The organism is Tateyamaria sp. ANG-S1, from assembly GCF_000814025.1.
Lineage (GTDB): Bacteria > Pseudomonadota > Alphaproteobacteria > Rhodobacterales > Rhodobacteraceae > Tateyamaria.
The window spans coordinates 401,537-421,208 of the sequence record NZ_JWLL01000003.1 but is presented as its reverse complement, the minus strand read 5'-3'; the positions used below and the strand labels follow the sequence as shown (position 1 = coordinate 421,208).

Below are 19,672 nucleotides of genomic sequence, written 5' to 3'. Positions count from 1 at the left end.
CCGGCATAAACCGGTGATGTAAGGCCTGTTTTTGTGCGCGCTCAGGGGGTGGGAACCTGCAAGTTTCTTGCGGAATTTTTCAAAAGCTGCGCTATTTTGGGACTCAAAAAATATAATTTAATTTCAAGTATTTAATCGCGTTTTGACGTGCCTGGACCGCCATAAACCAAAGGTATAGGCCCGATTCCGGCCCGTTCTTAAACCGCCAACCTATCGACCGGGTTTGAGCGGTACACAATCTGTTGATCAACCAACGGCGCACCCCGCTGCCGTGACATCAAAAGGTTGATCGCACATGCCAACGATCTCGAACATCAGAACCTGCGCCGCACATCCACCACTCACGGGCGCATTTGATCGCCATGGCGCCTCTGTGATCAGCGATCTTCAGTGGGAGGTCGTGTGATGTGTAACTCGCCCCGCCAAAACGACACCTGCCCTCTGGCCGCAGTGTGTGGTGCAGCGTGCCGTCGGCTGTTTCAGGCCCCTGACCGGCCCGGCCTGGTCGTAACGCCCCCCTCATTTTCAAAGCACGCGCCGCGGTGGTCCGTGCACAACACCAAGGAGAACGACATGAAATACTTCAAGCGGATCCGGAGCGACGTGGATGTCAAACCGTTCCTGAACGAGATTGCCAGTGTCGATGATGCGTGGGCGCAAGCCACGGGCCGCCAGGACAAGATTGCGGTTCAGCGTGAAGCGCTTGCCATTCCCTTGCGGGGGCTGCGTAAGTCCATGATCCTTGGCCGCAAACGCCGCGACGTCCATGAAAGCCGCTGGACCAGCGGATCCATCAACTTCCCCTTGGCCCGCGGCTTTATCGAGGATGTGGCGAACGAGCTCGACGCCGATATGAGCCGGGCCAAGATCGTCTGCCTGCCCGGCGGTCGGCGCGTGTATCCGCATATCGACCGTGGTGAGTACTACCGGTTCCGCGGTCGCTATCACTTCGTCCTGAAGTCCTCTGCCGGGTCCTGGATGAAGGCCGGGGACGAGGAAATCCGGATGAAAGAGGGTGAGCTGTGGTGGTTTGACAACGACCAGATGCACGAGGCCTTCAACGATGGAGATGAGGATCGGATCCACATCATCTTTGACCTGTTGCCGGGCGACATGCGCGCCAAGGCCGCCGCCGCGACTGAAAAGGCGCGCGCAAAACTGGCAGAGGCGGCTTGACCCATGGCACGCATTCACTTTCGTCACGGGATACCGGGCGTTGTTCCAAGTGCGTGGGTTATCCACCCTGACGCGGGCCGCACTGACCTGGCCCCCGTCGTCGCGGTCCACGGCCTGAACCGTGAGACTGAGGTTATGGCCAATCTGCTCGCACCTCGGGCCGATGCAACTGGCAGGACACTGGTCCTGCCGATCTTCGACCTGGCGTCGTGGCGCCGCTACCAACTGGCGGCCTGCAAGCAACGGTCGGACTGGGCGCTGGTTTCGCTGCTGCGTGTCTTGCGGGATGAAGGGGTGATTGGACATGACCGTCCCGACATCTCAGGCTTCTCCGGCGGCGCGCAATTCGCGCACCGCTTTGCCTGGCTCTATCCTGATCAAGTGGCGCGGCTGTGCCTCGTGGCGCCTGGCTGGTGGACCTTCCCCGACGCGCGCGGAGCCTTTCCGCTTGCCATGGGCGAGGGCTGCAACGCGCGAGAGTTTCGTTTGCGCGCCAACCTCAAGCACTTCCTGAACCGGGAGGTGCATGTGAGTGTCGGTGCGCTTGACGTTCAGCAGGATCGAAACCTGCGCCAGGACGCCCAGACCAACGCGCAGCAGGGGGTCAACCGGGTTGCACGTGCGCGCCGGTGGACGGCCGCTGCTATCCGGGCGGCGCGGCGCGTCGGAATGCAGCCGCGCGTCACCTTCGACCTGATGCCCAACTGCGTGCACAGCTTTTCCGACTGTGTCGCGAATGCGCGGCTGGATCGCGCATTTGTTCCAGACCTCCCTTCCGAAAACCAAACCCCGCTTTTTTGCGGCCAGGACCAACTTGAAAAGGTGGCATGATGCATCTTCTTGATATGAATACCGACGCAGGCCCTCAGATTGCAGGTGCCAAATGGAGCTTTGTGACCCGACGTGTGCCGCCGAGGGTCGTGCAGAAGCTGGATGGCGACCTGACGGCCGCCCGCTCCGGTGATCTGGTGCTGGCCGAAGTGCAGCAGATCGGCAGCCACAAGCGGTTGCAGCTGAGCGACGGGCGCTACTCTGCGCTCTATCCCAAGGACCGGATCGTGCTGGCCTGCGGCGACCGCTTTGCCGAGGACCAGTTCGAAGGCATCGCCGTTCTGTCGCCTGATGGCGCGGACCTGTTGGCCGGAGGCGGGGTCATCGGCCAGATGCAGTCGCGAAACGGCAAGGTGAAATGTCCCACCAGCCTGTCCGTGATCGGCCGGTTGGCAGACGCCGATGGCTGCGTGCTGAACCTTGACCAATTTGCCCTTGCGCCAAGCCACGGGGCCGCACCGGCGCGGGTCATCGGCGTGCTGGGCACCGGCATGAACGCGGGCAAGACCGCTGCGGCGGCTGGCCTTGTGAACGGCTTCACCCGTTTTGGCGACCGGGTTGCGGCGATCAAGGCGACAGGCACCGGATCGTTCGGCGACGTGCACCAGTATGAAGCGGCGGGTGCCGCACGCACGCTGGACTTCACCGACGCGGGATTTGCCTCGACCTTCCGTCAGCCGGTTGAGTGCATCGACACGCTCACGCGCACGCTTCTGTCCGCGTCATCTGATTGCGATATTGCAATCGTCGAACTGGCGGACGGTGTGACCCAGGTGGAAACAGCCGAGCTGTTGAGCCGCCCCAGCTACCGGGCGCTGTTTGATGCGTTCGTTCTTGCGGCACCCGGTGCGCTGGCATCGCGCGGGGCGTTGGCATGGCTTGCCGAACACGACATCACGCCCATTGCGCAAACCGGTCTGATGACGCAAGCGCCGCTTGCCGCGCGCGAGGCCGAAACGCTTGGCCTGCCGGTTCTGTCGCGCGAGGATTTGTCTGACCCCGCAACGGCAGGCTCCCTGCATACTCTGCTGTCGGATGCCCGTTCGGAGCATGTGGCATGAGCCGTAGACCTGGCATAGCAGCCGATCGCCGGTGGATGGGATTGTGTGTCCTTGTCTGCCTGGCGATCGGACAGGCGGTCACCATGGTCGTGACCGCCTTTGCCACCCGCGACGTGATCGGTGCGCTGCGGGACGGCAGCGGGGTTGTGCCCATGCACGCCCTGTTGGCGATGGTTGCCGCAGGCTTTGCCATCTTCGCCCTGCGCTCTGCCGAGGGCGCGATTGGCGAGCGGACAGCGCAAAGCTATGTGTCCGCCATCCGCCGGACCCTGTTTCTTCATATGACCAAGATGCCCGCCAGTGCCATGGCCCGCCGTCGGGCCGGTGCCACCGCCCTGCGTTATGTCGGTGATCTGACTGCGTTCAAGGGGTGGGTGGCGCGCGGACTTGTCCGCTTTATTTCCGCCGGGGCGACGATCCCCGCCGCATTTCTGATCCTCTACTGGCTTGAGCCGCGCCTCGCGCTCGCCGCTGCGGTGCCAATTGGTATCGTGATGATTGCAATCTTCTGGCTGGGCCGTCCCCTCGCGGACGCGCACGCCACCCTTCGGTCAAAGCGTGCGCGCATGGCCGCTGACCTGGCCGAGCGGTTGCCACAGGGCATCGCGCTGCGCCGCTCCGGGCGCGTGAAAAAGGAGTTGCGCGCGCTTGATGAGAAGTCGGGTAAGATCGTGCGCGCCGCGGTGTGGCGCGCCTGGCTGTCCGAAACGGTCCGCGCCATGCCCGATGCCGCGGCAGGGATCGCGGGTGCGCTGTGCCTGTGGGTCTGTCTGGATCTGCAACTGAGCGTCGCGGACGCGGTGGCTGCGCTGACGTCGCTGGCCCTCGTGGTCTGGCCGCTGCGCCATCTTGCCGAAGCGCGGGATCGGCAAAAGGCATTCGGCGTCGCGCGCGCCAAGCTGGATGCGGCGCTGGCAGCACCGCGCATGCCCGCGCTTAAAAAACAAAAGGCGGACCCCGAAGCGCCCGCGATTGAGATGCAAGATGTGCAATGGCCCGGTGTTGCGCCTGTTGATCTGCTGCTGGACCGCGGCGCGATGCGCCGTTTGGCCGGACCGCCAAGCTGCGGCAAAAGCCGCCTGCTTCTGACCCTTGCCGGGTTCGAAACGCCGCCGCAGGACGGGATGTTGAAGGTGCTGGGCAATGTGCCCGCTGCACTGTCAGGTGGGCGCATCCTGTATCTCGGGCCCCATGCGCCGACGCTCAAAGGGTCTTTGCGCCGCGAATTGACACTGGGCACAGGGCGTAGCCCGAAAGATGCAAAGCTGCTGAACGTGATCGCGCAAGCGGGCCTGAGTGACACCGCAGAGCGCCTTGGCGGGCTGGATGGCAAAGTGGCGGAAGGGCGCCGTAATCTGACGGCGACCGAGCGTGGGCGGCTTTTCCTTGCGCGCGGGCTTATTGCCCGTCCGAACCTTGCCCTGATCGATGCCGACGAAATCGGGTTGAAGGGCGCGGCGCTGACCCGTCTTCTGACCCACTTCGAGCAAATTGGCGCGGCCTGCCTGATCGTCACATCGGATAAGGAGGCGCAGATCAAACTGGGTGCCCCCCTGTGCCTCGACGTCACGGACGGTGGGTCTGTTGCAGCGGCATGACGCTGGAAAAGGTCACATTGTGGATGCCTTCCACAAGCGGGCAAGTTCAATCATTGCGTGCAGATGCCTTGATCGTGGTTCGAACATAATCCCGCGCTCCAAGACCTGAAGCGCCTATTGTTTGTGCGATTTCATATTTGAAGCGTAAAAAAACTGCAGCCACATGCGTATCGGCCCATTTTTTGAGCGCCAGCGGGTGAGAACAGCGCGCAGGGCGATACCACTTGCGGCGGGCGTCACTGCCCAAAGTTCGTGCGATGGCGTCGGCCTAGGAAACCAAAAAACGCCACCGCACTCCGCATCAAATGCGTAGGGGGGCATATGGATGTTCGGTATTCCGAATGCAACGCCCTGCGCGACACGCAAGGGGATACACGATGTCTAGAAAACTTCTCACCACAACGGCTGCGTTGGCTGTGATGGCAGCGCTGCCTGCCGCTGCTCAGGATTGCCCGATCAAGGTTGGCGTTCTGCACTCGCTGTCGGGGACCATGGCGATTTCGGAAACCACGCTGAAAGACACGATGGAAATGCTGGTTGAACAGCAGAATGCCGCCGGTGGTGTTCTGGGCTGCCAGCTTGAGGCTGTGGTTGTGGACCCGGCATCTGACTGGCCGCTTTTTGCGGAAAAGGCGCGCGAGTTGCTGACCGTGCACGAGGTCGACGTGATCTTTGGCAACTGGACATCGGTGAGCCGCAAATCCGTGCTGCCCGTGATCGAGGAACTGAACGGTCTGCTGTTCTACCCGGTCCAGTACGAGGGCGAGGAAAGCTCGAAAAACGTGTTCTACACCGGCGCGGCCCCCAACCAGCAGGCCATCCCGGCGACCGACTACTTCTTGGAAGAACTGGAAGTCGAAAAGTTCGCACTTTTGGGCACAGATTACGTATATCCGCGCACGACCAACAACATCCTCGAGTCCTATCTGAAGGACAAGGGCATTCCGGCCGAAGACATTTTCGTCAACTACACGCCCTTCGGTCACTCTGACTGGTCCAAGATCGTGGCTGACGTTGTGGCGCTGGGCGCGGACGGCAAGAAGGTCGGCGTGATCTCGACCATCAACGGTGACGCCAACGTTGGTTTCTACAAGGAACTGGCTGCTGCGGGCATCTCGGCTGACGACATCCCCGTCGTCGCATTCTCGGTTGGTGAAGAAGAGTTGGCCGGTCTCGACACATCGAACCTGGTCGGTCACCTGGCGGCATGGAACTACTTCCAGTCGGCAGATAGTGAAGCCAATGAGACATGGGTCGAAGCGTGGAAAGCCCGCATGGGTGAAGACCGCGTGACCAACGACCCCATGGAAGCGCACTACATCGGCTTCAACATGTGGGTGAATGCTGCCACTGTAGCAGGCACGACTGACGTCGACGCTGTCCGCACCGCGATGTACGGTCAGGAGTTCCCGAATCTGACCGGGGGTACGGCTGTCATGCTGCCGAACCACCACCTGGCCAAGCCGGTCCTGATCGGTGAGATCCAGGAAGACGGCCAGTTCGACATCATCAGCCAGACCGAGGAAGTGCCGGGCGACGCCTGGACAGACTTCCTGCCGGAATCGGCTGTGCTGGTGTCCGATTGGAAAGAGCTGGGCTGCGGGATGTACAACACCGAGACGTCCACCTGCGTCCAGATCAAGTCGAACTACTGATTTGAACCTTCGGGGGCGGGTAACTGCCCCCGATCACCATCTAGGATTGGATGCCCATGTCGGTTTTCCGTCGCTTCTTTGTTGCGGCCTTGTCCCTTTTCGTGACGCTGGCCGCTTTGCCTGTCTCCGCCCAGGATGCTCAGGCACCGATCCAGCGCTTGCTGCAAGAGCATGGCGAGATTATCGCCAAAAGCTCGCGGCGCACCATCGGCCCCGCGATTGACGCTCTGGCCGCAAGCGGTCTGGACGAGGCGCAGACCGTGCTGGAACGCTGGCGCGAGAAGGAGATGTGGCAGAACAAGGACACGGGGCTTTTCGTCTACGCCGAGGAAATCGACCGCCGCACCATCCGCGCCTTCGACTTTGCCACAGGCGCTGCGCTGGGCGAGTTCGAGGACAAAGCCTACAAACAGCTCAAGCCCAATAGCGGCATTCGTGGTCTGATCAGCGCGGCCCTCGTTCGCTTTCAGTTGACCGACCCGAACCCACGCGCGCGCATTGCCGCGCTGAACGCGATTGAGCGAGATGCGGACGAAAGCCACCTTGCCGCGTTGCGCGCGGTGGTTGACGCCGAGAGCGATGCAAATATCGCGCAGCGCATGAAGCGGCTGGAGCGCATCCTCACCATTCGCTTTGCCGAGGAAGACGCCGAACGGATTGCTGCCATCCAGAGTTTCGAGGGCGACCTGGGCGTGGACGTTCGCGCCGCACTCAACCCTCTTGTCGTCACGCAGTTGGATGTCGATAGCACCGTGCCGGACAGCCCTGACGTCGTACGCCAGATCGAGCCCGGAACAGACGCCCTTGGTCTGGATGCCGCCTATGCGCTGCTGGTGTTCAAAGACCTGGCGGTCGAGCGTATCTCGCGTGATGCACAAAAGGCGGCGCTAATTGCCAATATCGACGGCGATACCGTTGGCGGCCTTCAGGTCGCCTCGCTCAACACCGAGACGGCACGCGACCTCGCCTATGCGGCATTGGTCCAGCAGGGTGCAGTGGAAGCTGCTGCAACCGACGCCGAGGTCAGCGAAACGCTCAGCCAGTTCGTCTTCTTCGAACGCTACAGCGCCGTGTCGCCAGAGGTCGCGCTGGCTGCGCATGCGGTCCTCAAGGGCATCGAAAACAAGGTCGCTGTGAACCAGACCATCGACCTTGGCCTTGACGCCCTGTCACTCGCGTCGATCTATTTCCTCGCGGCCATCGGCCTCGCCATCACATTTGGTGTCATGGGTGTCATCAACATGGCCCATGGCGAGTTCATTATGATGGGGGCTTACACGGGCTACGTCGTGCAGCTTTTCGTGTCTGACTACACGCTCAGCATCCTCCTCGCCATCCCACTCGCCTTCATGGTCACATTCGGCACAGGCGTCGCGATGGAGCGGCTGGTGATCCGCTGGCTCTACCACCGCCCGCTGGAAACGCTGCTCGCGACCTTCGGCATTTCCATCGCGCTCCAGCAATTGGCCAAGAACATCTTCGGCACCCAAGCCCGTCCGCTCACGGCCCCGGACTGGCTGGACGGCTCACTGGTCTTCAATGACATCGTGTCGATCAGCTACATCCGTATTGCGATTTTCGTCCTCGCCCTTCTGTTCCTGGCCCTGTTTTTGATCGTCATGAACCGCACCCGGCTGGGGCTGGAAGTGCGCGCGGTCACGCAAAACCCGCGCATGGCGGCGTCGATGGGCATCAACCCTGACCGCATCAACATGCTGACCTTCGGCTTCGGCTCCGGCATCGCGGGCATCGCCGGTGTCGCTATCGGGCTTTACGCCAAAGTGACATCCGAGATGGGCAGCGACTATATCGTCCAATCCTTCATGACCGTGGTCGTGGGCGGTGTCGGCAACATCTGGGGCACGCTTTTGGGCGCCACCATGGTCGGCACACTGCAAAAGGGGATCGAGTGGTTGAACCCGTCGAACACACTGGCGGCACAGACCTACATGATCCTCTTCATCATCCTGTTCATCCAATTCCGGCCCAAGGGCATCATCGCCCTCAAGGGCCGCGCGGCGGAGGCATAGGCGATGACCGACACAACATTCGCCCCGGCACGTCAGCCCATCGTCAAACGCTATCCGGTCGTTCTGGTGTTCCTCGGCTGCCTCGCACTCTTCACGCTTGGGGTCACGATCCTGTCTGAAGGGTTCGGGATCGGCGTGATCTCCACCAGTTTCGTCAAGACACTGGGCAAGACGTTGTGCCTCTGCCTCGTGGCATTGGCCATGGACCTTGTGTGGGGCTATTGCGGTATTCTCAGCCTTGGGCACATGGCGTTTTTTGGCCTTGGCGGCTACGCCATCGGCATGTGGCTGATGTATGCGCGCACGGAAATCATTGTGGTGCAAAGCCTCTCCGCCGCCCCCCTGCCACCTACGGCCCAAGAAATCTCCGACGGGATTGCCACGCAGATCTTTGGCGTTGTTGGTGCATCTGAATTCCCGCCGATCTGGGCCGTGGCGCATTCGCTGCCGCTGCAACTGGCCGCCGTTGTTTTGGTGCCGGGCCTGCTGGCGTTGGTCTTTGGCTGGCTCGCCTTCCGCAGCCGGGTCACGGGCGTCTACCTGTCGATCCTGACCCAAGCCATGACGCTGGCCCTGGCGCTGTACCTTTTCCAAAACGACAGTGGCCTGCGCGGCAACAATGGACTGTCGGGCCTGCAGAATCTGCCGGGCCTTGGGCACGTGCCGCAATCCACCGTGTCGATCTGGTTTTTCTGGGCCTCGGCTTTGGCACTCGGCATTGGCTTCCTGCTTTGCACATGGGTCGTGTCCGGCAAATTTGGGTCGGTCATCCGGGCCATTCGCGATGATGAAAGCCGCGTGCGGTTTCTTGGCTACCCGGTTGAGGCCTACAAACTGTTTGTTTTCACCCTGACAGCGGTCATCGCAGCCATCGCTGGTGCGCTCTACTATCCGCAAGCGGGCATCATCAACCCGGCTGAGATTGCGCCAATCGCGTCCATCTACCTGGCTGTCTGGGTCGCCATCGGGGGCAGGGGGCGGCTTTATGGCGCCGTCATGGGGGCCGCTTTCGTCTCGCTTTTGTCCACCTATTTCACGGGCGGTCAGGCCCCCGACATCAACTTGGGCTTCTATACGATCCAGTGGGTCAACTGGTGGACCGTGCTTTTGGGCCTGTCCTTTGTTGTCGTCACGCTCTTTGCGCCCAAAGGGTTGGGCGGATTGTTCGATTTGATCGCTGCGCGCACGTCACCGAACCGGCACGGCGCAGACCTTGGCCCCGACGTCGGTGCCCTGCGCGAAAAGGAGGCTGAGAAATGAGTTCCCTTCTCGAAGTTTCGGGCGTCTCCGTATCCTTTGACGGGTTCAAGGCCATCAACAACCTGACCTTTCAGATTGGTGAGGCCGAAATGCGCGCCGTGATCGGGCCCAATGGCGCGGGCAAGACCACTTTCATGGACATTGTCACGGGCAAGACGCGCCCGGATGAGGGTCGCGTACTCTGGGGTGAGAAGTCGCAATCTCTCTTGTCGATGTCGGAAAGCCAGATTGCGCAGGCGGGCGTCGGTCGCAAGTTCCAGCGCCCGACCGTGTTCGAGGATCAGACGGTTGCCGAAAACCTGATGTTGGCGCTGAAAAAGAAACGCGGGCCTTTGGCTGTTCTTGGCTTTCGAGCGTCCCGTGCGGATCAGGACAAAGTGGTCGAGTTGGCCGAGGAAATTGGCTTGTCCGCTGCGCTTGATCGCAAATCGGGCGAGCTGAGCCACGGCCAAAAGCAATGGCTGGAAATCGGGATGCTGCTTGCCCAAGAGCCCAGATTGCTATTGGTCGACGAACCGGCCGCAGGCATGACCCCGGCCGAACGCGAACACACGACCGAGATTCTGGTCGAAGCGGCCAAGACGCGGGCCGTTGTGGTGGTGGAGCACGACATGGAATTCGTGCGTCGCTTGAACTGCAAGGTGACGGTTCTGCACGAAGGCTCCGTGCTGGCCGAAGGGTCGATTGACCATGTGACATCGGACGAAGCTGTGATCGAGGTGTATCTTGGCCGATAACCTGTTGGAAATCGAAGGGCTGACGCTGCACTACGGCGGCAGTGAAATCCTGCGCGGCGTGGACTTGACCGCAAAACCGGGCGAGGTGACCTGCGTCATGGGCACCAACGGCGTGGGCAAGACCAGTCTGCTCAAGGCGATCTCGGGCACACACGCCCGCAGCGGCGGGCACTACCGTCTGAACGGTCAAGACATCGGCAAGCTCAGCGCGCACGCCTTGGCCCAGAAGGGCGTGGCCTATGTGCCGCAGGGGCGCGAGATTTTTCCCTTTTTGACGGTGCAGGAGAACCTGGAAACAGGCTTTGCCTGCCTACCACGGGCCGAGCGCCGTGTCCCGGCAGAGATTTTCGACCTGTTCCCGATCCTCAAGGATTTCCTGTATCGTCGGGGTGGTGATCTGTCAGGTGGTCAGCAACAACAGCTTGCGATTGCGCGCGCGCTGGTCACAAACCCTAAGCTTTTGCTGCTGGATGAACCCACCGAAGGCATCCAACCGAACATCATCAAGCAGATCGGCAATGTCATCGCGACACTGCGGGAACGGGGCCAAATGGCCATCGTGCTGGTCGAGCAGTATTTTGATTTTGCATTCGATCTGGGCGACAGATTTACGGTGCTGGAACGCGGGGCTGTGAAACTGGAGGGCCCGAAGTCCGCGATCAAGCGGCCTGATCTACTGGCTGCTGTATCGGTCTGATCAGGGCCTATTGCGCCGCGCAGTAGCGATCAACGATGGCGTTGATCTCGGACGCAACGATTGGCTTTCGCAGGTACCCGTTCATACCCGATGACGAAATTGTCGTATCATCGTGATAGTCACTGTCTGCGGTGACTGCGATGATGGGAATGTTCTTGGGCGGATGCTGTGGCGCGCTGCGGATATTGCGAGCTGCATCAACACCGGACACGCGGGGCATGTGAATGTCCATCAGGATCACGCCATAGGCATCGGGGTTGGCGTGCACCTTCTCCTGGCATTCCTGGCCATCTTTGGCGATCTCGAACTCGTATCCAAGCGTGTGAAAAATCTCACCCATCATGTATTGGGTGAAACTGTCATCCTCCGCTAAAAGGATTTTTTTTGACGTCGAAGTCATGCCGCTGCTTCCTCGATACCCTGTGTCGGGATGCGCAAGGTGAAAGTCGTTGTATAGTTGAGATAGCGGGAAGGGCACTCAACCTCAAGATGTCCGCCCATCAGTTTCGCAAGGTCAAAGCTGATTGACAGGCCCAAACCGGTCCCGCTGTAGCGCCGCGTCAGGCTGTCGTCGACCTGTAGAAACCGCTCAAAAACATTGCCTGCGTCTTCGGGTGACAAGCCGGGGCCCGTATCGGACACCGAAATCTCGATCATCCCCGGCTCCGCACTGTCGCCGTCCGCGCGGCGCACATCTATCAACAGCGAACCGCGCGTCGTGAACTTGGCCGCGTTGTCGCACAGATTGTGGACAATTTGACTGACACGTTTGTCGTCCATGGGCACGGTTTCGGGCAACTCGTCGGCGACCTGAACCTGCACCTCGATATCCTTGCCATAGCGTTTCACGGATCCGTTCGCCGTATCGCACCACTGCTGCGCGATCGCAGCAAGATGTGTCTTCTTCGGGTTCAGCTTGACGGCGTTCGCCTCCAGCCGGGACACCTCAAGCACGTTAGTAAGCTGTGCCAGCAACACCTTGGCGGCCTCCAGCCCTGTGGCGGCTTGCTGTTTCTGGCGATCCGGCACATCCGACATCTCGATCAGTTGAAACAATCCCATCATCGCATTCAACGGCGTGCGCACTTCATGGCTCATGTTGGCCAGGAACCTCTTGCGGGCCAGCGATGCCGCAACAGCGTCGCGCTCCGCCTTCTTGCGCTGCGCAACCTCGTTCTCCAGCGTGCCGATCTGATGGGTCAAGCGCTGGCTCATGTCGTTCAGCGCCAGCACGATCCGGTCGATGGCATCGGTGTTCGATTTCGTGTTGCGATCCAGTCTCAGGTTCAGCGGCGTTGAATTGGATATGGATGCGTCAACCTGGCGAACAACATCTGTCAGGTGACGTGTCACCATCCAATAATACAAAAGCAACAAGGCGAAGGCGACCAGATAGGCCTTGATCAGGTTGGTCGCAACAAGAGCAAGAAACTGCGCCCAAAGGTCCGCCCAGATGCTGTCGAGCGACAGGTAGATTGTCAGCGTTCCGATGGGTTCGTTCAACCCGTTCAGCTCTCGGAGCAGATCGAATTCGTTGCGCCGATCCACATAGTCGGGATCGCCAAACTCAAACACATGCCCGGTCGTGGATTGCAGTTCCACATGGGCGACAGCGGGATCGGCCTGTATCCCCCGCAGGATTATATCGACCTGGTCAAAGTCGAACTGCCACAGTGCATTTTGAAGCGGATCGACCGATGTCGCACTGACCCGGTCAACGATCTGGAAGGCTGCCCCGACCTGACGCTGATAGCTGAGAAAAAGCTGTATGCCCGCCGCAAAGGTGGAAAACACCGTGCTGACCAGCAGGGTCACCACTACAAGGCGCAGACCCAGCCTGTCTTTCAGTGCTGTCCGAACAAAGGTCATTCGTTAAGGTGTAACATGCTCGGACAGAATCTCGGCCAGCGTTCCATCGCTTTGCATAGCCAGCAGGGACGCACTGAAGTCTGCCAGGATTTGATCTCGGTTCGGAAAGTCCTTTCGCATGGCCATGTGAACCTCTTGCGATGTCATCACACCGGGCACGAACTCAAGCTGTTCCGCGAGCGAAGGCTCAAGCGTGCCCATCGCGTAGTTTACCACATCCACACTGTCCAACGTCAATTCCGCGCGGCCAAAGGCCACCATTTGCAGGGCCTGCAACGTCGTGGTCACTGTGATCTTGTTCAGGTAATCGGCGCTGTCGAATTCATCTTCGTACAGCAACCCGTCACCGACAGCGATGGAATAGGGCGCTAGATCAGCCACACTGGTGTAGCTGTGTTCGTCTCCGACCCGCTGGACCAGCCGAACGTCGGTTGCGTAAAATGGTCGTGAATACTGCAGAACGTCGGTCAGATCCGGATCGAAGAACAGGCTGCCAACAACGTCAAATTCATTGCGTTGCACGCCATCCATGATGCGCGCCCAGGGCAGGACATCGCTGGAAACATTATAGCCCGCGTGTTCGAAAACGGCTGTGATCACATGCAAGGACAGTCCTTGCTGCGGTAAGTTCGCGCCTGAAAAGGGGGGCCATTCGTCCGCTACTACCCGGATGCTTGGCTTGGTTTCATCAGCGACGGCAGCGGTTGTCAAAAGCGCGAGCAGCGTCAGAAAGATGTGAAGTATTCTCATTGAAATGGGCCTCGGCCCCCTTGTGCGCAGATACCTGTATCAAGACGTCATTTGCATTTAACATTCAATTAAAGGCTGAAAAATTCGACATTTAATCTTCTCTTTCATGGGGTAGCGGGAACATTGAGATACTGCGGAGGTCTACATCGCCCGCTGCCCAAACACGCGGTTATGTGTGTAGGACGCATCGACGTTCCAAAGGGCTTTGATGAGACAGATTGGAATTAAGTTATTGTTTTTATGTCATAAATTTCTACTAACTTTTTAGTTTGACAGAAATTTTACTTTGCGCCTATCGTATCACAAGTCGGTGAAAACCGGCTCACATAGAAATTTGGGAGGATGAAAGATGCGCAAGTATCTTCTCTCCGCGACGGCTGTTGCTGCAGTCATTGCGGGGCATGGGACTGCTTTTGCCGACACGGCGGCAGCCCAGAAATGGATTGATCAGGAATTCCAGCCATCCACGCTCACGAAAGAAGAGCAGATGTCGGAGATGGAGTGGTTCATTCAGGCGGCAGAGCCATTTTCCGGCATGGAAATCAACGTGCTGTCCGAGGGCATTCCGACCCACGGCTACGAATCCGAGGTGCTGACCAAGGCGTTCGAGGAAATCACCGGGATCAAGGTAAACCACCAGATCCTAGGTGAGGGCGAAGTGGTGCAGGCCGTGCAAACGCAGATGCAGACCCAGCGGAACCTCTATGACGGCTACGTCAACGACTCTGACCTGATCGGCACGCACTCGCGCCTGCAACTGGCCTACAACCTGACCGAACAGATGGCGGGTGATTGGGCGGCGACAACATCGCCGACGCTGGACCTTGAGGACTTCATGGGCATCCAGTTCACGACTGGCCCCGATGGCAACCTCTACCAGCTGCCCGACCAACAGTTTGCGAACCTCTACTGGTTCCGCAAGGACTGGTTCGACAACGAAGAGTACAAGGCCGCGTTCCAGGCCAAGTACGGCTATGAGTTGGGCGTTCCGGTCAACTGGTCCGCTTACGAGGACATCGCTGAATTCTTCTCCGAAGACGTCAAGGAAATCGACGGCGTCGCGATTTACGGCCACATGGACTATGGCAAGCGCGCACCCGACCTTGGTTGGCGTATGACTGACGCGTGGCTGTCGATGGCCGGCGCTGGGTCCGTGGGTGAGCCCAACGGCGTGCCGATCGACGAATGGGGCATCCGCATGGAAGCCGGGTCCTGTAACCCCAACGGTGCAAGCGTCACGCGAGGCGGTGCTGCAAACGGTCCGGCGGCGGTCTACGCGATCCGCAAGTGGGACGAATGGCTGCGCGCTTACGCTCCACCCGGTGCGGCGTCCTACGACTTCTACCAGTCGCTGCCCGCTCTGGCTCAGGGCAACGTGGCCCAGCAGATCTTCTGGTACACCGCCTTCACCGCCGACATGGTGAAGCCGCAGTCGGAAGGCAACAACACGGTGGACGAGGATGGCATGCCGCTCTGGCGGATGGCGCCCAGCCCGCATGGCCCATACTGGACCGAAGGGCAGAAGGTTGGTTACCAGGACGTGGGGTCGTGGACCTTCCTGAAGTCCACACCGTCGGATCGTGCGCAAGCAGCCTGGCTTTATGCCCAGTTCGTGACGTCCAAGACGGTCGACGTGAAGAAATCCCATGTGGGTCTGACCTTCATCCGCGACAGTTCGGTCAACCACGAGTCGTTCACTGAACGTGCCCCCAAGCTGGGTGGTTTGGTCGAGTTCTACCGCTCGCCCGACCGCGTGGCCTGGTCGCCCACGGGCATCAACGTGCCGGATTATCCGAAACTGGCGCAGATCTGGTGGCAGCAGATTGGTGACGTGAACTCGGGTGCCTTCACGCCGCAGGAAGCAATGGACCGTCTGGCCGAAGAGATGGACATCACCATGGCCCGGATGCAGCAGGCGGATGAAGCCGCTGGCGTCTACGGCGGTTGCGGCCCACGCCTGAACGAAGAGCGTGACGCCGAATGGTGGTTCGCCAATGGCGGCGCCAAGCCGAAGCTGGAGAACGAAAAGCCGCAGGGTGAGACCGTCAACTACGACGATCTGGTCGCGCGCTGGCAGCAGTAACTCCCCGTGGGTCCGCCCTGTGAGTGGGGGCGGGCCGACATGGGCCGGGGCTCTGGTTGTGCCCCGGCCTTTTACGGACACAAGGTTTCCAACAATGACAATCGAGCTGAAATCGGCGGTCAAGACGATCCGCGGGATCACGCATATCAAGCCAACTTCGCTGGTTTTGGAGACAGGGCATTTCAACGTCCTGCTCGGTCAGACCGGATCGGGCAAAACGTCCCTGATCAAGCTGATGGCGGGCCTCGATCCGCTGGCGAGCGGAGAGGTCTGGATGGACGGGCGCGACGTTTCGAAACTGTCGACACAGAAGCGCAACATCAGCCTCGTGCACCAGTTCTTTGTGAATTACCCGCAGATGACGGTCTTCGACAACATCGCCTCCCCCTTGCGGGTTGCAGGCATGGCGAAGTCTGAAATTCAGGGGCGTGTGGAAGAGGCGGCAGATATCCTGCAACTGCGCCCCATGCTGAATCGCCGCCCGCAGGAATTGTCGGGCGGGCAGCAGCAGCGGTGTGCCTTAGCCCGCGCGATTGCCAAGGAAAGCCGGGCAGTGTTTCTGGACGAACCGCTCGCGAACCTCGATTACAAGTTGCGCGAGGAGTTGCGTGAGCAATTGCCGGAGCTGTTTGCTGGGCGGGGTGCCGTGGTGGTCTATGCGACCTCCGAACCGGAAGAGGCGCTGCTGCTCGGCGGTAGGACGGCTCTCATGGATGATGGGGTTGTCACGCAATTTGGACCAACCGCCGAGATTTACAGAAAGCCCGAAAGCCTAACAGCAGCGCGCGTGTTTTCCGATCCACCGATCAACGCGGCGCGGATGTCGAAAACCGGCACAACCGCGACGCTCGATACAGGCGCGAGTTGGACTGTTTCGGGGCCTACGGCGGATCTGCCTGATGGGGCGTATACGCTGGCGATCCGGCCGCATCACGTGACGCCTGTCCCCGCGGGGACAGATTATGTGAAATTATCTGGTGAGGTTTTGGTAACGGAATTGTCCGGCTCGGAGTCCAGTGCGCATTTTGAGTTGGGTTCGGAAGGCTGGGTGTCGCTGGCGCATGGGGTGCATCCCTATGAGGTCGGTGAGGCGCATGATTTCTATATGGATGCCAGCCAGGCCTTCTATTTCTCGGAAGATGGGAGGCTTGTGGCCTGATGGCGAAGATCACGCTTTCGAACCTGCGCCATTCCTACATGCCGAACCCGGAAGGACCGGAAGATTACGCGCTCAAGGAAATCGATCTCGATTGGCAGGATGGGGGCGCCTACGCGCTGCTCGGCCCGTCGGGCTGCGGGAAGTCCACGCTCTTGAACATCATCTCGGGCCTGCTTACGCCGTCCGAGGGGCGCATCCTTTTTGACGATCACAACGTCACAGACCTGCCGCCCAATCAACGCAACATTGCGCAGGTGTTCCAGTTCCCGGTGATCTACGACACGATGACAGTGCGGGATAACCTTGCCTTTCCCCTGCGCAATCGCGGCGTGGACGAGGCGCGGATTGCAGCCCGCGTGGCCGAGATTGCGGCGATGTTGGAGGTCGAGGAGATGCTCGACACCCGGGCTTCACACCTGAGCCCTGACAACAAGCAGAAGATTTCTATGGGCCGTGGCCTCGTCCGCGATGACGTGAATGTCGTGATGTTTGACGAGCCTCTGACAGTCATCGACCCGCATCTTAAGTGGAAGCTGCGGTCGAAACTGAAGGAGCTGCACCAGCGGGTGAAGGCCACGATGATCTACGTCACCCACGATCAGACCGAGGCGCTGACCTTTGCGGATCAGGTGGTGGTCATGCAGGAGGGCGAGGTGGTGCAGATCGGCACGCCGGTCGAGTTGTTCGAGCGGCCGCAGCATACGTTTGTTGGGCACTTTATCGGCTCACCCGGCATGAATGTTTTGCCTGCCGAGGAACATGGTGGCGGCGCTCGTTTCGAAGGGCGACATGTCGCGCTTGAAGGGGCGGTGACCGGGCAGGGGGGCAAGACCCAGATCGGTATTCGGCCGGAATTTGTGTCCCTGGCCGACGCGGGTCTGCCTGCGCGCGTTCGCAAAGTGTCCGATGTCGGACGGCACGCGGTGGTCGAAGCAATGGTGGGCGACACTCCGGTTAAGGCGATCATTGAAGGTGAACTGCCTGAACAAGGTGCAGAGGTGCATTTGGCATTCCGGCCATCTCACACGCGCCTGTATCGAGACGGGTGGCTTTCTACTGAGGTTGAGGGAGCGGCGTAGTGAAGACCGAAAATCAAAAGGCATGGTTCTTTGTCCTGCCGGTGTTGCTGCTTGTTGCGTTCAACGCGCTGGTGCCGATCATGACCGTGGTCAACTACTCGGTACAGGAAACGTTCGGGAACAACGTGTTCTTCTGGCAGGGCCTCGACTGGTTCGAGCAAATCCTGCGGTCGGACCGGTTCCAGGCGGCCCTTGGGCGGCAGTTCCTGTTCACCTTCCTGATCCTGATCATCGAGATCCCGCTGGGGATCATCATTGCGCTGTCCATGCCGAAGAAGGGCATGTGGGTGCCGGTCTGTCTCGTCTTGATGGCGCTGCCCATGCTGATCCCGTGGAACGTGGTTGGCGCGATGTGGAACATCTTTACCCTGCCGAAGATCGGGCTGCTCGGGTACTTCATGAACGACGTGCTGGGCGTGAATTATGACATGACGCAGGACCCGCTGGCGGCATGGATCACAATCATTGTCATGGATGTGTGGCACTGGACGTCGCTGGTTGTCTTGCTCAGCTATGCGGGCCTCGTGTCGATCCCGGATGCCTATTACCAGGCGGCGAAGATTGACGGGGCGTCTCCCTGGAAAGTGTTCCGCTACATTCAGTTGCCGAAAATGAAGACGGTGCTGACCATCGCGATCCTGCTGCGCTTCATGGACAGCTTCAACATCTATACGGAGCCGTTTGTTCTGACCGGCGGTGGACCCGGCAACTCGACAACCCTGCTTTCGATTGACCTTGTGAAGATTGCTCTTGGGCAGTTTGACCTGGGTCCGGCTGCGGCGATGAGCCTGATCTACTTCGCGATCACGCTGCTGGTGTCGTGGCTGTTCTATACCTTGATGACGAAGGATGACGCGAAATGAGAAAGCGGTCCCTTATCCCGATCCTCTACATCGCGTTCCTGATGTTGCCGATCTATTGGCTGGTCGCGATGTCGTTCAAGACGACGAACGAGATCCTGTCGGGGTTCAGCCTGTTCCCGCAGACCTTTACGCTGGACAACTACAAGGTCATTTTCACCGATCCGAGTTGGTATTGGGGCTACATCAACTCCATCATCTACGTGTCGCTGAACACGGTGATCTCGGTCGCTGTGGCGCTGCCTGCAGCCTATGCGTTCTCGCGCTACCGGTTCCTGGGCGACAAGCAGTTGTTCTTCTGGCTGCTGACGAACCGGATGGCCCCTGCGGCGGTGTTCGCCTTGCCGTTCTTCCAGCTGTATTCCTCAGTCGGACTGTTCGACACACACATCGCGGTGGCGCTGGCACATTGCCTGTTCAACATCCCGCTCGCGGTCTGGATCCTTGAGGGGTTCATGGGGGGGGTGCCCAAAGAGCTTGATGAGACGGCCTATGTCGATGGCTATTCCTTCCCGCATTTCTTTGTCGTGATCTTCCTGCCGACGATCAAGGCCGGGGTCGGCGTGGCGGCCTTCTTCTGCTTCATGTTCTCGTGGGTGGAGCTGCTGTTGGCCAAGACACTGACGGCGGTTCAGGCCAAGCCTATCGCGGCGGAGATGACCAAGACGGCGTCGTCTGCGGGCTATGAATTGGGGCTTTTGGCGGCGGCGGGGACGCTGACGATCATCCCCGGGGCCATCGTAATCTACTTTGTTCGTAACTACATCGCCAAGGGCTTTGCTCTGGGGAGGGTATGATGAAACGACTTCCGTATCTTCTGGCACTCT

General features: G+C 59.9%; 17 protein-coding genes. 14 read left to right on the top strand and 3 right to left on the bottom strand.

All coding sequences use genetic code 11. The annotated features are described in order from the left end of the window. The first annotated feature begins 573 nt into the window (after positions 1-573). The 9 genes from RA29_RS03900 (at position 574) to urtE (ending at position 11,045) form a co-directional block, all read left to right on the top strand. Positions 574-1,176: an aspartyl/asparaginyl beta-hydroxylase domain-containing protein gene (locus tag RA29_RS03900; RefSeq protein WP_193743456.1), complete on the top strand. Its 603-nt coding sequence runs from the start codon at positions 574-576 to the stop codon at positions 1,174-1,176. Positions 1,177-1,179: 3 nt separating this feature from the next. Then, positions 1,180-2,007, top strand: coding sequence for an alpha/beta hydrolase (locus tag RA29_RS03895; RefSeq protein WP_152612913.1), 828 nt, complete (start codon positions 1,180-1,182; stop codon positions 2,005-2,007). Next, the gene (locus RA29_RS03890; RefSeq protein WP_052249453.1) at positions 2,004-3,068 is read left to right on the top strand and encodes a hypothetical protein; all 1,065 of its coding nucleotides are present in this window, start codon (positions 2,004-2,006) and stop codon (positions 3,066-3,068) included. Before RA29_RS03895 ends, RA29_RS03890 begins: the two co-directional genes overlap by 4 nt. Beyond that, entirely contained in the window at positions 3,065-4,666 is a 1,602-nt protein-coding gene (locus RA29_RS03885) for an ABC transporter ATP-binding protein (RefSeq protein ID WP_082029422.1), read from the top strand. Before RA29_RS03890 ends, RA29_RS03885 begins: the two co-directional genes overlap by 4 nt. Before the next feature lie 377 nt (positions 4,667-5,043). Further along, on the top strand, positions 5,044-6,321 hold the full coding sequence (gene urtA, locus RA29_RS03880) for an urea ABC transporter substrate-binding protein (protein ID WP_039683079.1): 1,278 nt from the start codon (positions 5,044-5,046) through the stop codon (positions 6,319-6,321). Positions 6,322-6,377: 56 nt separating this feature from the next. Continuing rightward, positions 6,378-8,351: an urea ABC transporter permease subunit UrtB gene (urtB, locus tag RA29_RS03875; RefSeq protein WP_039683928.1), complete on the top strand. Its 1,974-nt coding sequence runs from the start codon at positions 6,378-6,380 to the stop codon at positions 8,349-8,351. Between the two features lie 3 nt (positions 8,352-8,354). Beyond that, positions 8,355-9,611, top strand: coding sequence for an urea ABC transporter permease subunit UrtC (urtC, locus tag RA29_RS03870; protein WP_039683076.1), 1,257 nt, complete (start codon positions 8,355-8,357; stop codon positions 9,609-9,611). Then, on the top strand, positions 9,608-10,348 hold the full coding sequence (urtD, locus tag RA29_RS03865) for an urea ABC transporter ATP-binding protein UrtD (RefSeq protein WP_039683075.1): 741 nt from the start codon (positions 9,608-9,610) through the stop codon (positions 10,346-10,348). The genes urtC and urtD overlap by 4 nt, the downstream gene beginning before the upstream one ends. Further along, the gene (gene urtE / locus RA29_RS03860; RefSeq protein ID WP_039683073.1) at positions 10,338-11,045 is read left to right on the top strand and encodes an urea ABC transporter ATP-binding subunit UrtE; all 708 of its coding nucleotides are present in this window, start codon (positions 10,338-10,340) and stop codon (positions 11,043-11,045) included. The genes urtD and urtE overlap by 11 nt, the downstream gene beginning before the upstream one ends. Before the next feature lie 7 nt (positions 11,046-11,052). Here the strand turns inward: urtE and RA29_RS03855 are convergent, their stop codons facing one another. From RA29_RS03855 to RA29_RS03845, 3 genes are read right to left on the bottom strand one after another with little or no spacing between them, the layout of a single operon-like run. Further along, entirely contained in the window at positions 11,053-11,445 is a 393-nt protein-coding gene (locus tag RA29_RS03855) for a response regulator (protein WP_039683071.1), read from the bottom strand. After that, complete coding sequence (locus RA29_RS03850; RefSeq protein WP_039683069.1) at positions 11,442-12,914, bottom strand: ATP-binding protein; 1,473 nt, start codon at positions 12,912-12,914, stop codon at positions 11,442-11,444. The genes RA29_RS03855 and RA29_RS03850 overlap by 4 nt, the downstream gene beginning before the upstream one ends. 3 nt (positions 12,915-12,917) lie before the next feature. Beyond that, positions 12,918-13,664, bottom strand: coding sequence for a transporter substrate-binding domain-containing protein (locus RA29_RS03845; RefSeq protein WP_039683067.1), 747 nt, complete (start codon positions 13,662-13,664; stop codon positions 12,918-12,920). A 349-nt stretch (positions 13,665-14,013) separates the two neighbouring features. Between RA29_RS03845 and RA29_RS03840 the strand changes: the two genes are divergently transcribed. The 5 genes from RA29_RS03840 (at position 14,014) to RA29_RS03820 (ending at position 19,642) form a co-directional block, all read left to right on the top strand. Continuing rightward, the gene (locus tag RA29_RS03840; protein WP_039683065.1) at positions 14,014-15,747 is read left to right on the top strand and encodes an ABC transporter substrate-binding protein; all 1,734 of its coding nucleotides are present in this window, start codon (positions 14,014-14,016) and stop codon (positions 15,745-15,747) included. Positions 15,748-15,841: 94 nt separating this feature from the next. Then, the gene (locus RA29_RS03835) at positions 15,842-16,906 is read left to right on the top strand and encodes an ABC transporter ATP-binding protein (RefSeq protein ID WP_039683062.1); all 1,065 of its coding nucleotides are present in this window, start codon (positions 15,842-15,844) and stop codon (positions 16,904-16,906) included. Continuing rightward, a complete protein-coding gene (locus RA29_RS03830) occupies positions 16,906-17,985 on the top strand; it encodes an ABC transporter ATP-binding protein (protein WP_039683060.1) in 1,080 nt (359 codons plus the stop codon). The genes RA29_RS03835 and RA29_RS03830 overlap by 1 nt, the downstream gene beginning before the upstream one ends. Then, entirely contained in the window at positions 17,985-18,848 is an 864-nt protein-coding gene (locus tag RA29_RS03825) for a sugar ABC transporter permease (protein WP_039683058.1), read from the top strand. Before RA29_RS03830 ends, RA29_RS03825 begins: the two co-directional genes overlap by 1 nt. After that, positions 18,845-19,642: a carbohydrate ABC transporter permease gene (locus RA29_RS03820; RefSeq protein WP_039683056.1), complete on the top strand. Its 798-nt coding sequence runs from the start codon at positions 18,845-18,847 to the stop codon at positions 19,640-19,642. The genes RA29_RS03825 and RA29_RS03820 overlap by 4 nt, the downstream gene beginning before the upstream one ends. Positions 19,643-19,672: the final 30 nt, after the last annotated feature.

What these genes read in the sequence shown, in the direction of transcription:
- RA29_RS03900 (WP_193743456.1), top strand. Translation starts at nt 574, where the DNA reads ATGAAATACTTCAAGCGGATCCGGAGCGACGTGGATGTCAAACCGTTC.
- RA29_RS03895 (WP_152612913.1), top strand. Translation starts at nt 1,180, where the DNA reads ATGGCACGCATTCACTTTCGTCACGGGATACCGGGCGTTGTTCCAAGT.
- RA29_RS03890 (WP_052249453.1), top strand. Translation starts at nt 2,004, where the DNA reads ATGATGCATCTTCTTGATATGAATACCGACGCAGGCCCTCAGATTGCA.
- RA29_RS03885 (WP_082029422.1), top strand. Translation starts at nt 3,065, where the DNA reads ATGAGCCGTAGACCTGGCATAGCAGCCGATCGCCGGTGGATGGGATTG.
- urtA (WP_039683079.1), top strand. Translation starts at nt 5,044, where the DNA reads ATGTCTAGAAAACTTCTCACCACAACGGCTGCGTTGGCTGTGATGGCA.
- urtB (WP_039683928.1), top strand. Translation starts at nt 6,378, where the DNA reads ATGTCGGTTTTCCGTCGCTTCTTTGTTGCGGCCTTGTCCCTTTTCGTG.
- urtC (WP_039683076.1), top strand. Translation starts at nt 8,355, where the DNA reads ATGACCGACACAACATTCGCCCCGGCACGTCAGCCCATCGTCAAACGC.
- urtD (WP_039683075.1), top strand. Translation starts at nt 9,608, where the DNA reads ATGAGTTCCCTTCTCGAAGTTTCGGGCGTCTCCGTATCCTTTGACGGG.
- RA29_RS03855 (WP_039683071.1), bottom strand. Translation starts at nt 11,445, where the DNA reads ATGACTTCGACGTCAAAAAAAATCCTTTTAGCGGAGGATGACAGTTTC.
- RA29_RS03850 (WP_039683069.1), bottom strand. Translation starts at nt 12,914, where the DNA reads ATGACCTTTGTTCGGACAGCACTGAAAGACAGGCTGGGTCTGCGCCTT.
- RA29_RS03845 (WP_039683067.1), bottom strand. Translation starts at nt 13,664, where the DNA reads ATGAGAATACTTCACATCTTTCTGACGCTGCTCGCGCTTTTGACAACC.
- RA29_RS03840 (WP_039683065.1), top strand. Translation starts at nt 14,014, where the DNA reads ATGCGCAAGTATCTTCTCTCCGCGACGGCTGTTGCTGCAGTCATTGCG.
- RA29_RS03835 (WP_039683062.1), top strand. Translation starts at nt 15,842, where the DNA reads ATGACAATCGAGCTGAAATCGGCGGTCAAGACGATCCGCGGGATCACG.
- RA29_RS03830 (WP_039683060.1), top strand. Translation starts at nt 16,906, where the DNA reads ATGGCGAAGATCACGCTTTCGAACCTGCGCCATTCCTACATGCCGAAC.
- RA29_RS03820 (WP_039683056.1), top strand. Translation starts at nt 18,845, where the DNA reads ATGAGAAAGCGGTCCCTTATCCCGATCCTCTACATCGCGTTCCTGATG.